The organism is Enterococcus sp. BWB1-3 (assembly GCF_016745275.1).
GTDB lineage: Bacteria > Bacillota > Bacilli > Lactobacillales > Enterococcaceae > Enterococcus_L.
Map to the genome: position 1 here is coordinate 1 of NZ_JADOEP010000007.1, position 13,853 is coordinate 13,853.

The window sequence follows — 13,853 nt, forward strand, 5'->3', positions numbered from 1 at the left end:
TCCTTTGAATTGGTTTTTGTCGACTTTAATTCTACTGGATTTCAAGATGTCTTTCCTGTTTTTTTTCAAAATGAAAAAAGTGTCAGTGACAATCACGCCACCAACACTAGATATTATAGAGCCATGATTCCTCGGGCTCCTTTTTCGTTTAAAATAAGGGGCTTGATAAGTTGAAACAGGAATGTTTCCAATCGTTATATCAGACTGGCTCAAGACTAATTTTTCCTCTGGTTGAATTTTTCATTTTGACAGTCAACCTGAAACTTTTTATGGATTCATTATCAGATGAACTTGAGCAATTTTTTGTTTTTTGATAGAAAATCATAAAAGGTTTTTAATGCTTAAATGGTTAAAATCACGTATAATAGTACATAGTGAAATTTCAGAGGAGGGTAAATAATGGCATATCAGGCACTTTATCGTGTGTGGAGATCTCAGCGTTTTGACGATATTGTTGGGCAAAAAGCTGTTACAAAAACATTGAAAAATGCGATTATACAGAATAAAACTTCTCATGCTTACTTGTTTACCGGTCCAAGAGGAACTGGTAAAACCAGTGCAGCAAAAATCTTTGCCAAAGCAATCAACTGTAAAAACAGTGTGGATGGAGAACCCTGTAATGAATGTGAAATTTGTAAGGGAATTACAGAAGGACGTTTGAATGATGTTATTGAAATTGATGCGGCGAGTAATAACGGTGTCGAAGAAATTCGGGACATTCGAGATAAAGCCAAATATGCGCCTACACAAGCTGACTATAAAGTTTATATTGTGGATGAGGTTCATATGCTGTCCACAGGCGCTTTTAATGCCTTGCTGAAAACGCTGGAAGAGCCCCCAAAAAATGTTATTTTTATTTTAGCTACTACTGAACCACATAAAATACCGCTGACAATTATTTCAAGAACACAGCGTTTTGATTTTAAACGAATTAATACACAGGATATCGTAGAGCATTTGGCCTATATTTTAAAGCAAAGCTCTCTGAGTTATGAAGAACAGGCATTGTATACAATTGCCAGAGCAGCTGAAGGCGGGATGCGGGATGCACTGAGTATTTTGGATCAGGCACTTTCATTCAGCGACGAGATGCTGACACTGGAATCTGCACTGCAGGTGACCGGGAGCCTGACTTATGAGATGATGGATCAATATGTTTCTGCCTGTATCTCAGGAGACGTTGAGAAAGGTCTGGAAACACTGGAAATCATTTTAAGTGCCGGTACAGAAGCAAGTCGTTTTTTGGAGGATATTTTATTGTATTCCCGTGATTTGCTTATGTTTCAACAGGCACCTAAGCTTCTTGAAGGGAAGACAGGTACGATTACAGATCGTTTTAAACAGCTTGCAGAAGAGACGGCACCTGAACGAATCTATCATTTGATGGAAATTCTAAGTGATACGCAAAATGATATTCGTTTTACAAATCACGCTGGAATCTATCTTGAAGTGGCAACAGTCAAGCTGGCTCAGACCGGTAAAGCTGCTTTGCAGCCAAGTGTAAACCTGCCTGAGCACACTCAAGTAAATGAGAGCAGCGGTCAGGCAGTATCTGATCTTCAGAAACAAATCCAGTTCCTGCAAAAGGAAATCGAAACACTTAAAAAGAATGGGGCGGCTTCGACTGCTTCCGAGCCAGTTAAAACTGCGCCAAAGCAGGCAAATCGAAATGCCTTTAAAGTGCCGACTGAACGTGTTTACCAAGTCTTAAGAGAAGCTACAAGGAAAGACCTTCTCAATATAAAAAATGTTTGGGATGATTTGCTGCAGATGATGTCGGTTACGCAGCGGGCGATGTTGAAAGCCAGTGAACCTGTGGCCGGCAGTCCAGCGAGCATTGTGCTGGCATTTGATTATGAGATTGTTTGTTCCAGAGCTGCAGGAGATGATGAACTTCAACTGGCGATTCAAAATAATCTAAGCAGACTGATTGATGCATCTCCGGGCATTGTCTGTATCACAAGAGACAGCTGGCCGAAGCTGCGTCAGACCTTTATTCAGCAAAACAATGAAGGACAGAAGGCGGCACATGATATTGATGAAATCGACAACAATGGTGAAATTCAGCTAATCTCTGAAGAAGTTGAAGATGACTCCGGGAAGCAGCAGGTTGTTGATGAGGCTGTTGCCATATTTGGATCAGAGTTAGTAGAAGTAGTAAATGATTAGAATGAGAGAGGAAGAATGTTATGCGTGGAATGGGAAATATGCAGGGAATGATGAAGCAGGTTCAAAAAATGCAGAAAGAAATGGAAAAGAGTCAGGCTGCATTAAATGAAAAAGAATTTATTGGTGAAGCAACCAATCAGCTTGTAACGGCTGTATTTAAAGGTGATCGTACATTAAAAGATATCACGATTAAAGAAGAGGTTGTAGACCCGGAAGATGTTGAGATGCTGCAGGATCTTATTATAATGGCTGTTAATGACGGCTTAAACAAAATTGAAAAAGAAACTCAGGCAACAATGGGACAGTATGCAAAAGGACTTCCGGGACTCTAATAAACATTTTGACTTTTAATACTGAGAAAAATATTTTTAACTCCTTAATCTACGTATCGGGCAGATTAAGGGGTTTTTTGGAACTTGATTTAGACAGTGTTTAATGCAAGCAGGTCCTAAATATATTTTAATTTCGTGGCTTGTATTTAAGGCATGGCTCATACTGATGAGAGTGAGGGGATTGTTTTTATATATGGGTATGAGAAAAATACTGATCTGTAGTTCAAAAGGCACGACGATGCTGATATGTAAAATGGCTAAGTTATTGATGGGAGGGTCTGAAAGATGTTTAAAATCGGGGAGTTCTCAAAAATATCCAATACAACAGTACGGACATTGAGATATTATGAAAAATTGAATTTGTTGATTCCTGCTAAAATTGATTTCCAATCAGGCTATCGTTATTATGAAGCTGGACAGATAACAAAAATCAATCAGATAAAACTACTTCAACAGGTAGGTTTAAAGCTGGAAACTATCAAAGAGATTCTGGAAAAAGAGCAACTAGAGATTGTTAATTCATATTATGAGGAAAAAGAATCTGAAATTGATGAAGAGATGGAAACGCTGGTAAAAAAGAAAAAAATGATTCAACAATTGCAAACGCAATTAAGAGAAGGCAGCGATATAGAAAAGTATAATGTTCTCTTAAAGGTAATACCGGCAAGAAAAGTAGCCAGTATGAGAAAAAAGCTTCTGACCTATCAGGATGAAGGGGAACTCTGGGAAAATATATGGAAACAAATCCAGCAGCTAGGTGCAAAAGCTGTTCCAGCTTCACTTCCTGTAAGTATTTATCATGATGAAGAGTATAGAGAGAAAGATGTGGATGTTGAGGTGCAGATAGAAGTAGCGAGAGAGTATGAAGGGAACAGAGAAATTACTTTTTTCAATGCTTCCGAAATGCTGACTGCTTCAGTAACCTTTAACGGCAGCTTTGAGCAGATGCCTCAGGTCACACAGGCGATTGCTTTGTGGCTCGAATTCAACCAGTATCAGGTTGCAGGTCCTATGGTGAATCGTTCTCATGTATCACCGGGACAAGAGCCAGATCCTGCAAAATGGATTACAGAGACCTCTTTTGTGGTGGCACCAATTGATTGTGAAAATAAAAAAAAGTCACTGGAGTACTAAATTAACAATTCAGCCTCCAATATTATGGATAAACTCAAATAGAGAGTTTGAGCAGGCTGTTTAATGAGGTGTATTGCTCTTTTTGTTTCTGCCATCAAACTTTGCTAAAATGATGATAGTGCGGTATACGTGGTTTTATCTGTATTAAGCAGAAAATCAAGTTTTTGATAATTTGATGAATTGGTTGCTGTGCTCTTTTATTAAAAGGTTATTTGTTGGAGGTAATTATAAAAGAAAATCAATACAATTAATAATGTGGAAGAATCAGCTGTTATAACTAAACACTTGAGCAAATTAAGTGTATAATGATGAGATGGGAAATAAAAAGATTTGCTATTCACAGAAAAATATTTGATAACAGGAAATTTTAAGTTACAGACAAATATTTGCTTAAACATTGGAAGTTAACCGGATATGAAACCGAATAGTCGAGTATCCAGGTTTTTGATAATTAAAGTACTAACGGCATACGTCCGGTATGAGAGGAAGTTAAAGTATAGATGCAATACCCTGAACCCATTGCCAGATTGATTGAGAGCTATATGAAGCTGCCCGGAATAGGACAGAAAACAGCAACTCGGTTGGCTTTTTATACGATAGATATGAAAGAAGAAGATGTAAACACCTTTGCTAAATCTTTAATCAGTGTAAAGAGAGATCTTCATTTTTGCAGTATTTGTGGAAATATTACAGAAGAAGATCCCTGTGATATCTGTAAAGATCAGAGCAGAGACCGAAGTACAATATTGGTTGTTGAGGAATCCAAAGATGTTATGGCAATGGAAAAAGTCAGAGAATATCATGGACTGTATCATGTACTTCATGGTGTCCTTTCTCCAATGGAAGGCACTGGACCTGAGGATATTAATATCCCTTCACTAATCCAAAGACTTCATGATGATGAGGTGCAGGAAGTGATTATTGCAACGAATGCAACAACTGAAGGCGAAGCTACTGCAATGTATCTTTCCCGACTGATTAAGCCGGCAGGAATTACTGTGACGAGACTTGCTCACGGATTGTCTGTAGGCAGTGATATTGAGTATGCGGATGAAGTTACGCTGCTTAAAGCAGTTGAAGGACGCAGAGAGCTTTAAATGGGATATTCGACAGAGGTTTGTTTTTCAAGTAAAATAAATATATTAAACCAATGAGTTAATAATGACTGAAAGAGAGTATGAAGCATATGAGCTTAAAAGGACTATTTATAACAATTGAGGGGCCAGATGGAGCGGGGAAAACCAGTGTATTGGGAGAATTATATCCACGACTGACATTGTCGGCCAGAAAGAGGATTATTAAAACAAGAGAACCTGGTGGAATTCCTATTGCAGAAAAGATTCGTCAGATTATATTAGACCCCCAAAACCAGGAGATGGATGAACGGACGGAAGCGCTGCTTTATGCAGCAGCTAGAAGACAGCATTTAGTGGAAAAGGTTTTTCCTGCTTTGGAAGAAGGCAATATTGTTTTATGTGACCGTTTTGTGGACAGCTCAATTGCCTATCAGGGGGCAGGACGCAGGATTGGTGTTAAGCCAATCGCAGAAATCAATGAATTTGCCATTGAAGGAACGGTTCCTGATTTTACAATTTATTTGGATGTTGATTCTGATACAGGACTTCAGCGCATACAAAATAACAGAAGAAACCAGTACGATCGACTGGATTCGGAAGGTCTTGAATTTCATCAGCGTGTCCGTCATGAGTATCTGAAACTGGTGGAAGAAAACCCGGAGAGAATTCAAAAGATTGATGCCAAATTGAGTTTGGAATCAGTTGTGGAACTAACATTTGAAGCAATTGTCAATCGCTATCCAGAATATTTTAGAAATTAGAAGGGTGATGTCAAATGAAAATTATATTAGCTATTGTACAGGACAAAGACAGTAATCGTTTAGCCAATGAGTTCATTGATGCAAATATTCGTGCGACCAAGCTTTCTACGACCGGTGGATTTTTAAAAGCCGGAAACAGTACATTTATTATAGGGATTGATGATGAAAGAGTAGAGGAAGCACTTGAGCTGATTAAAGAAACTTGCCAGTCGCGTAAACAGTATGTTTCTGCACCGGTGACTCTTGATCTTACAATGGAGGGGCAGGTACCATATCCGGTAGAGGTTGAAGTAGGCGGAGCGACAGTCTTTATTCTTCCTGTAGAAGGATTTCACCAGTACTGATGATGAATGATTATCAACAGCTGGAACAGCAGCAGCCCTTACTGTACAAACAGCTGACAAAAAGTTTTGAGCATGGACGTATTGCCCATGCTTATCTTTTTGAAGGCGGTTCAGGAACCGGTAAGCGGGAATTTGCCCTGTGGCTGACGAAAAGAATCTTTTGTCAGAATATAACAGACAATAATCCCTGCAATCGATGCAGCAATTGTGTACGGATTAACGAACAGGAGCATCCAGATGTTCTTACCATCGTGCCTGACGGACAGACAATAAAAGTTGATCAGATTCGCCAGTTAAAAACTGAGTATAGTAAAAGTGGAGTGGAAACAAAACAGAAAGTATTTATTATCGAGCAGGCAGAAAAAATGAGTATAGGTGCAGCAAATAGTCTGCTGAAATTTTTGGAAGAGCCGGAAGGAAATGTTGTCGCGATACTTGAAACTGAATCAATCGGGAAAATACTTCCGACCATTCAGTCCCGCTGTCAGATTTTGCATTTTCAGCCCTTGGCTGCAGAAAAAATGATTCGTTTATTAAAAGATAAAGGAATAGGTGAAAAAACTGCTGTTCTTTTGTCTTCTTTGACAAATAGTTTAGATAAAGCAGTTGAAATCTCGCAAGATGAGTGGTTTAATGAGGCTAGGGAAATCATTAAGCAATGGTTTGATTATCTTGTGAAAGATGATCTTCAGGCGTTTATATATGTTCAGAAAAAAATGACAAAAGTTTTCAGGGAAAAAGAACAGCAGAAGCTGGGCTTTGACTTGTTACTTGCCTATTATCGTCAGCTGTTACTGGAAAAAGCAACAGAAGGACGATCGAAAGCAGACGTTGAAAAAGCTGCACTGCGAGTGGAGCTTATTCTGAAGGCGTATCGAAAATGGGAGGTAAATGTCAGCTGGCAAAGCGTTTGTGAACAGCTTGTTTTACGAATGATTCACCCTTAATTTATCTATAGGAGGATTACAATGGTTGAAGTAGTAGGCGTTCGTTTTAGAGAAGCCGGTCATATATATTACTTTTCTCCAGGTAAGGCAGAGTATGTCTATGATGAAAAAGTCCTCGTAGAATCTCAGCAGTCAAAGCAGATGGCTGTTGTTGCCATACCTAAGAAATCCCTTGATCCTGAGGATTTGCCTGAGGATTTAAAGCCAATTTTAAATAAAGCTTCTTCTGAAGATTTGGAAAAAGAACAGAAGAATATCGAAGATGCCGATGCGGCGTTTTCTACTGCAAATGAAAAAATTGCCAAGCATCAGCTGGAAATGAAGCTGATTCGAGTGGAATATACATTTGACCGCAGCAAAATGATTTTCTATTTTACTGCAGACGGACGAATTGATTTCCGTGAGCTGGTAAAAGATTTGGCAGCTATTTTTAGAACCAGAATTGAACTGCGGCAAATTGGTGTAAGAGATGAAGCCAAAATTTTAGGCGGCATTGGTCCCTGCGGCCGTCAATTGTGCTGTTCGACTTTTTTAGGTGATTTTGTTCCAGTTTCGATTAAAATGGCAAAGGATCAGGGCCTGTCTCTCAATCCGATAAAAATTTCCGGATTATGCGGTCGTCTGATGTGCTGTTTGAAGTATGAAAATGATGAATACGAAGCAGCGAAAAAAGAATTGCCTGATTATGGATCAGAGGTTCTGACTCCTGACGGCAAAGGAAAGGTTATCGGTCTTAATCTTTTAAGCAGAATCGTCAAAGTCAGGCTGTTCGGCAGAGAAACACCAGTTGAATATGATTATGAGGAACTGAAAGAAGCTGCAGAAAAAGCTGACTCAGAAAAAGGTGATTAAAGATGGATAAACGATCACTGTATGATGGACTGGATTCACTTGAAATAGAGTTGAAAGAAACGATGTTCCGGTTGTCTGAGTTAAAGGAAGGGCTTCATGAGCTTGTTGAAAGAAACACAACACTTGAAATAGAAAATCAGCGATTAAGAGAACATCTGCAGGAATTAAACCAGCTTTCTCAACCAGACGCTGACCCTTCTCGACAGGAATTATCAAAATCACGGATGAATTTGGAAAAATTGTATGAAGAGGGATTTCATGTATGTAATATTTTGTATGGCTCCCGTAGAGAAAATGATGAAGAATGTGCGTTTTGTCTGGATGTAATCTATGGAGAGCGTAATAAATAAGCAGAAGGTTGATTGATTCTTAATTGGTATTTCATAAATTTTTGATGAATTTCGGCTTATTATCGAAGAGGTTGGTTCTGAAATATCATTTATGGGGTTTTGAAGGGCTGTGGCAAATACTGCCACGCCCTATTTCTTTTTAGAGAGAGTGGAGGGAAAAACGCTGAAAAAGCAAAAAAGCTATATACAGGAAGCTCAGGGGAAACTATTTTTAGTCCCAACGCCGATAGGAAATTTAGAAGATATGACGTTTCGCAGTATCCGTAGTTTAAAGGAAGCAGATCTGATAGCCAGTGAAGATACTCGAACAACGAAAAAACTGCTGAATCATTTTGAAATTGATACCCCTCAAATGAGCTTTCATGAACACAATTACAAAGAGCGAATACCTGTACTTCTTGAGCGCCTGCTCTCAGGAGAGACAATCGCTCAGGTCAGTGATGCCGGAATGCCTTCGATCAGCGACCCGGGACACGAACTCGTCGTTGCCTGTATAAAGGCACAAATCTCTGTCATTGCATTACCTGGTGCTTCAGCGGGAATAACCGCTTTAATTGCTTCAGGAATTTTACCTCAGCCGTTTACCTTTTATGGTTTTCTGCCTCGAAAAGGGAAAGAACAAAGGGCTGCTCTGGACAAGCTAAAATATCTGGTTCCTGCTCAAATTTTTTATGAGTCGCCTCATAGAGTACTGGCAACATTAAAGAATATGCAGGAGATCTATGGTGGTGAGCGTCAAGCGGTTTTGTGCAGAGAACTGACAAAGCTCCATGAGGAGTATCTTCGCGGAACAGTTAGTGAACTGATTCGTTATCTAGAGGAGCAATCTGTCAAAGGGGAATGCTGTTTAATTATTTCCGGAGGAGAAGAACCTGAGGAAACTGTTGATTTTCCGGATTCGGTGAAGGAACATGTCGAAGGACTTATTTCAACAGGTCTGACTTCAAAAGAAGCTGTGAAGGAAGCGGCTAAACTTAGAGGGATGAAAAAACAGGATGTTTATAAAGCCTACCATGTAGGTGAAGAATAGATATCGGGTAATATGTGAGTTCGATTATCTGTGCGGAGGTTATTCGCAGTATGAAAGGGAGACAATAGAATATAAAAATCAGCCGGGCGAATTAAATTGTCAGGCTTTTTTTTAGATGAAGTATAGCTCACTAAAGTAAATTTGATAGTAAGACGAGCTTGGTTTATTCCCCCATTTATTAAGAGGATATCTTATGACATTATTTGTTAAAAATGAAGGTTGATTAAATTTGATTTTAGAGGGATTGTAGATAATATGTTCGAGGACAGGAGGCTATCACTACTCTATTCCTGAATGTGAAGCTTAGTTTTATTGTTGAAGATGGAAATGTTGAGTCAGTCATTTCTCTTATTTTGGATATTTGTCAGGCGGAAAAGTTGGAGATGGTAAAATATTTGTCTGACCAGTTAAAAAAGTCATACGTATTAAAATAAGGGAATGAGGAATTAATACCATTTTTAAAATGAATAATATAAAAAATAACTTTATCTGATAAGAAGTGAAAATAAGATAATATGATTAATCTGCATAAAATTGCGGATTAACAAGTGAATATCAGAAATAGCCATTATTTTCTTATGGGCTTCCAAGAGGATAATAGTCATTTTTTGAATTTTATTCAGAGGATATTTTTTATCTTTTGAAACAATATATTATTTACTAATTAGTACAAATAAAGTAGAATAGAAATGAAATAATTATTGGATATTAGGAGGGGGAAAATGAAGAAAGTACTGTACGGAATTGCACTGCTTCTTATGAGCATTGCAGCAGCAGGTGTCAATGGGGAGACTGCCGAAGCTAGTTTGAGTAAAATCAATTCAATAACAGGTTCAGTCTATCATGATATCAATGGAAACGGCATTCAGGATTTGGACAAACTTGAAGTTGGGCTGGCAAAGCAGAAGGTTGTTTTATACAAGGGATTAGAGGATGCCCAAAACAATCAAAATAGGGTTAAAGAAGCTGCCAGCAACAGTCTAGGTGTTTTTAATTTTTCCGGTTTGGAAAAAGGTACGTACTATCTGCGGTATGATTATGATGCAGGATATAAACCAACCATTTCAGCTGAAACTGCGGTGAACTCGAAGGGTGAAGCAATATCAGGGATTGTCAAAGTAGAAGCGACTAAAACATTGCAAGCGGTTTATACAACAAAACTTTCCTTAAAAAGAGCAGCTTCATTAAATATTTTGCCTTTTAATGATAACAATTGGGATGGCGTAATGGGTGAAGGCGAAGAAATTATCAATGGGAAAACGATGATTATTCTAAATCTGCGCCGTTTTGCAGAAGTTATGGAAACGGGGGAATTAGGAGCCGTAAATGTTGCTTCGCTTTTAAGCAATGCACTTAATGGAGATGTTGATATTGCAGATGCAATTTATCTGAGAACTACAAAAAAAGGTCAGCTGATCAATATTCCCAATATAGAGAGCGATTTTTACATTATTATGCGTTCGCCATTTAATCTGACACTTTCCGGTATGCTGGAAAACAGCAGTAAAATTACAGCTATATTGGATATTATTCAGGGAAAAGATGTAACCTCAATTCTGAATAATCCTGAGTTGCTTTCGACAGGCGATATTGATACGAACAATGAAAATCGTTATATCAAGCAACTTGCAGAGCTCTTTCCAAAAATTGCAGATGAAGTGGATAAATTGAACTATGAAGCATGGCTTGGTGAAGAAACAGCAGCAACTATTCAAAGCTCGACTCAAGCATTGCGGGGAATTGGTAATTTGATTGACCAGATTCCGGCGACACGTTTTGTAAAAGTAGACTACTTTGGAAACGTCTATGACTTTACCGGTTTGAAAATCAAAAAGACTGATCATTTTTATTTTGGTATTAAGCAATATGCGAATATCACCGGACAGGTATTTAATGATACTAATATGGACGGTAAAAAGGGAGTATTGGAATTTCTAAAAGAAGTTGAGTTGACTGCTTATGATGGCAACGGAAATGTTCTTGCACAAACCAAATCACCATCACTTGTAGGATCATACAAACTTGAAAAAATTCCTTATGGGCAGCCTGTTTATCTTGGTGTTTCTGAAACGGCTCCTATTTATCCGGAAGTAGTGGGTGGGAAACCAGAAGCTCTGAGTGGTAAACGTATTGTAGGTGTGTATGAGTTTGGTCAAACAGATAGTGTGACAACAATAACTCAAAATATCGGCATCGGGAATTTGACGACACCGACTATTCAGGTGAAATCAAAAGATGAAAATCTAAATACAGCAATTCTGACTTTTTCAAATAAAAACAGTTCTGCAGTGAAAGTATCGTATAGCTTGAATGATGATTCTGCAGGTACATTTGACATTAAAGCAAAAGGGCTGCTATCGAAAGAATCAACCTATGATCTTCCATTAAGTAACGTTTTTACTGAAGGAGAAAATCATCTGACTGTTAACTGGACTGTCGGTATTTACAGCGGTTCAACGATTCTGTTTGATTTTTAAGAATCAGATAGGATAGGAAATAATCTAAATAATTTTGCTAATACAGAGGTCGTGACAAACACTCATGAGGGCTGTCGCCATCACCAAATAGAATGAAAAGAAAAAAACGATCGACCTACACGCTATTTCCTGTCATACTAAAGAGGACAGAAGGGCTTGTAGGTCGATCACTTATTGAGGTTCTTTTCCAAGTTGACCTTGAGGGACAAACTAGATCGTTCTACTCATCTGCTCCTGCGGTTACTCGTCGCAAAAAGAATTTTTGCTTTTGTCCCGCCGTTTATTCGGGGGTTGATACGAAGAGAGTTCAGAAATTTATTTCTGTCCTTCTCTTATTTTTTTGCAGTCACTGAATAAAAAACAACTAAAATATCATTAGTGCTGCACAGAAATAGAAGCACCAAAGAATCAAGCCCGAGCTATATTTCCAGTATCTGGAACAGACGGTTAGCCGGGAGCAGCTCGGAAAAAAGGCTGTGGCTGCTTTCATCCCTAAATGACGTCCAGCAAGCTGTAATTCCTTCGTTGAAACAGTTTGCAATTCCTTATTTTCTTTTGGATCAGCTCATTATTGTGACAGAAATGGATTGTTCTTTTCTAAGAAAACCGGGAAAACCAAGCCTAAACAAAAAGGACTTGTATATAGATAAGTTTAACTCAAAAAAACTTTTTTCAGAAATTATTTTCTTCTATTTCTTTAAATAATTTATCGGAAGAAGCCTAACAAAAGATCAGCCAATTTCATTCTTAGCATAAAAACTTGATTTTCAAACAGTATTGAAAAGCTTTCTCTATACCATTTATTAAGAAATACTTAGCTATAGTGGAATTGGACGTACTTTTCAACAGAAACAGTCAGACAAAGAAATGGGTAATTGATCACTGTTCTTTTTCTAGAAAGCTGCAAGCGATCAATCAAAAAATTCTACAGGCACTCTTTCAATAACTGGCGGTAAAGACTCAGCAGATTCAACCGACAATGAAGAGAAGTAGTTTTCACTTAATTGATTCTTCTCACCTTCCTTTAAACAAGCAGGTATTTCAGCGGGGGAAGCTTTGAATAACTAACCTTGGGCTATATCTTTGCAGCACCAGTGCTAGAATATAAAGGAATAGACTGTTGAACAACTGGTTGAAAAAAGTTTCTTATTCGCAATCACGATGGATTGTATATGAACAAACGTTCGTTTATAATAATAGAGGAAAGGGGCGCTGACGGATGAGTGAACTGCAATTTCCTCTAAAAAAAGATACCTCAAGAAAAATTATTCATATAGATATGGATGCATTTTTTGCTTCAGTAGAAGAAAGAGATCATCCGGAGCTTGTCGGTCATCCCCTGGTAATCGCCCGTCATCCAAGCGATACTGGCGGTCGGGGAGTAGTAACAACCGCAAATTACGAAGCACGGAAATACGGTATCCATTCTGCCATGAGCGCTCAAAAAGCCTTTGAACTTTGTCCGGAGGCCATTTTTAAACCTGGAAACCATAAAAAATATTCTGAAATTTCTGTTCAAATTCGTGAGATTTTCCGACGATATACGGATATTATTGAACCAGTATCAATTGATGAAGCATATTTGGATGTTACTGTGAACAAAATCGGGAGCAGCTCTGCAATTAAGATTGCCAAGCTGATTCAACGGGATATCTGGCTGGAGCTTCGGCTGACTTGTTCAGCAGGGGTTAGTTATAATAAGTTTTTAGCAAAACTTGCTTCAGATTTTCAAAAACCCAAAGGTTTGACAGTCATTTTACCGGAAGAGGCGGAAGATTTTTTAAAGGCTCTTCCAATCGACAAATTTCATGGGATTGGTAAGAAAACAGTACCTAAGATGAATGATTTGGGGATTTTTACAGGTGCTGATTTGTATGAGGTAGACGAAATGACTCTAATCAGATATTTTGGTAAAATGGGTTATTCTTTATATAGAAAGGTCAGAGGGGTTCATGATTCACCGGTCAGTGTGACAAGGGATCGAAAATCTGTCGGCAGAGAAAATACATATGGAATACCGCTGACAACTGAAAATGAAGTAGTTACTCAGCTCCGTACACTGGCAGAATCAGTTGAACACTCTTTAAGACGAGTACAAAAACATGGTAAAACGATTGTTTTGAAAGTTAGATATGCAGATTATACAACTGTAACTAAAAGAAAGACTCTACCTGATTATATTTTAAAAAAAGAAGAGCTTTACTATCAGGCTCATCTGATCTGGGAAGAAGTTGGTGGGTTGGAGCATGGGATACGGCTGTTGGGGATTACGTTGACTAATCTTGATCCCTTGTCTTATGAAAATATTGTGCTCCCATTGTGGGGAGAGCAGGAGAAAACTAATATCAATCAAACAGATACATAAAAAATCTCCATGTAAA

The 13,853-nt window shown here is 38.3% G+C and carries 12 protein-coding genes; all 12 read left to right on the top strand.

All coding sequences use genetic code 11. The annotated features are described in order from the left end of the window. Positions 1–399: 399 nt before the first annotated feature. The gene (gene dnaX / locus IW492_RS06890) at positions 400–2,169 is read left to right on the top strand and encodes a DNA polymerase III subunit gamma/tau (protein WP_202066849.1); all 1,770 of its coding nucleotides are present in this window, start codon (positions 400–402) and stop codon (positions 2,167–2,169) included. Between the two features lie 20 nt (positions 2,170–2,189). Continuing rightward, positions 2,190–2,501, top strand: coding sequence for a YbaB/EbfC family nucleoid-associated protein (locus tag IW492_RS06895; protein ID WP_202066850.1), 312 nt, complete (start codon positions 2,190–2,192; stop codon positions 2,499–2,501). Positions 2,502–2,786: 285 nt separating this feature from the next. After that, positions 2,787–3,635: a MerR family transcriptional regulator gene (locus IW492_RS06900; RefSeq protein ID WP_202066851.1), complete on the top strand. Its 849-nt coding sequence runs from the start codon at positions 2,787–2,789 to the stop codon at positions 3,633–3,635. Between the two features lie 500 nt (positions 3,636–4,135). Further along, entirely contained in the window at positions 4,136–4,732 is a 597-nt protein-coding gene (gene recR / locus IW492_RS06905; protein WP_202066852.1) for a recombination mediator RecR, read from the top strand. An 89-nt stretch (positions 4,733–4,821) separates the two neighbouring features. Next, on the top strand, positions 4,822–5,472 hold the full coding sequence (gene tmk, locus IW492_RS06910) for a dTMP kinase (RefSeq protein WP_324254767.1): 651 nt from the start codon (positions 4,822–4,824) through the stop codon (positions 5,470–5,472). A 14-nt stretch (positions 5,473–5,486) separates the two neighbouring features. Then, a complete protein-coding gene (locus tag IW492_RS06915; protein ID WP_202066854.1) occupies positions 5,487–5,816 on the top strand; it encodes a cyclic-di-AMP receptor in 330 nt (109 codons plus the stop codon). A gap of 2 nt (positions 5,817–5,818) precedes the next feature. Beyond that, entirely contained in the window at positions 5,819–6,763 is a 945-nt protein-coding gene (gene holB, locus IW492_RS06920) for a DNA polymerase III subunit delta' (RefSeq protein ID WP_202066998.1), read from the top strand. A 21-nt stretch (positions 6,764–6,784) separates the two neighbouring features. Continuing rightward, the gene (locus IW492_RS06925; protein ID WP_202066855.1) at positions 6,785–7,615 is read left to right on the top strand and encodes a PSP1 domain-containing protein; all 831 of its coding nucleotides are present in this window, start codon (positions 6,785–6,787) and stop codon (positions 7,613–7,615) included. Between the two features lie 2 nt (positions 7,616–7,617). Further along, positions 7,618–7,965, top strand: coding sequence for a DNA replication initiation control protein YabA (locus tag IW492_RS06930; protein WP_202066856.1), 348 nt, complete (start codon positions 7,618–7,620; stop codon positions 7,963–7,965). A 163-nt stretch (positions 7,966–8,128) separates the two neighbouring features. Continuing rightward, the gene (rsmI, locus tag IW492_RS06935) at positions 8,129–8,995 is read left to right on the top strand and encodes a 16S rRNA (cytidine(1402)-2'-O)-methyltransferase (RefSeq protein WP_202066999.1); all 867 of its coding nucleotides are present in this window, start codon (positions 8,129–8,131) and stop codon (positions 8,993–8,995) included. A 722-nt stretch (positions 8,996–9,717) separates the two neighbouring features. Next, positions 9,718–11,472, top strand: coding sequence for an SdrD B-like domain-containing protein (locus IW492_RS06940; protein WP_202066857.1), 1,755 nt, complete (start codon positions 9,718–9,720; stop codon positions 11,470–11,472). Positions 11,473–12,691: 1,219 nt separating this feature from the next. Continuing rightward, complete coding sequence (gene dinB, locus IW492_RS06945; RefSeq protein ID WP_202066858.1) at positions 12,692–13,837, top strand: DNA polymerase IV; 1,146 nt, start codon at positions 12,692–12,694, stop codon at positions 13,835–13,837. Positions 13,838–13,853 lie beyond the last annotated feature (16 nt).